Below are 334 nucleotides of genomic sequence, written 5' to 3'. Positions count from 1 at the left end.
GTAGAAATCTGGGCGTCGACTACCTCGGATACATTCCATAACCTGATGGGCAAGGCGATCCCTGATGCCAGCCAACCCGGTGTTTACAAACTATCGGCCCAGGAGGGCAGTGCCGACGGGAAGTGGCCGGCAGCTTTGCTCGATCCTGGTACCTACCGCTTTTATGCCAAAGTCAAGACGGCGACAACTACGGTCACCACCAACTATAATACAGTTACGTTGACCAACCCTTAGAAATGCATTTTTTATTCAAGGAGACCATTTTTCAAGAGTAATGATAACACCGGCTACTTATTTACGCTACCTGCTTTTTGCGGCAGTGCTTTATTCACCA

General features: G+C 48.8%; 1 protein-coding gene. It reads left to right on the top strand.

Annotated elements, in window-relative coordinates; genetic code table 11:
* A partial coding sequence (locus ACQ4MZ_RS31640) for a hypothetical protein (protein ID WP_430852039.1) occupies positions 1 to 234 on the top strand: 234 nt, incomplete at its 5' end.
* Between the last annotated feature and the right edge of the window lie 100 nt (positions 235 to 334).

Source organism: Dyadobacter sp. BHUBP1 (assembly GCF_050587785.1).
Taxonomy (GTDB): Bacteria; Bacteroidota; Bacteroidia; order Cytophagales; family Spirosomataceae; genus Dyadobacter.
This window is presented reverse-complemented; position numbering and strand designations above follow the sequence as displayed.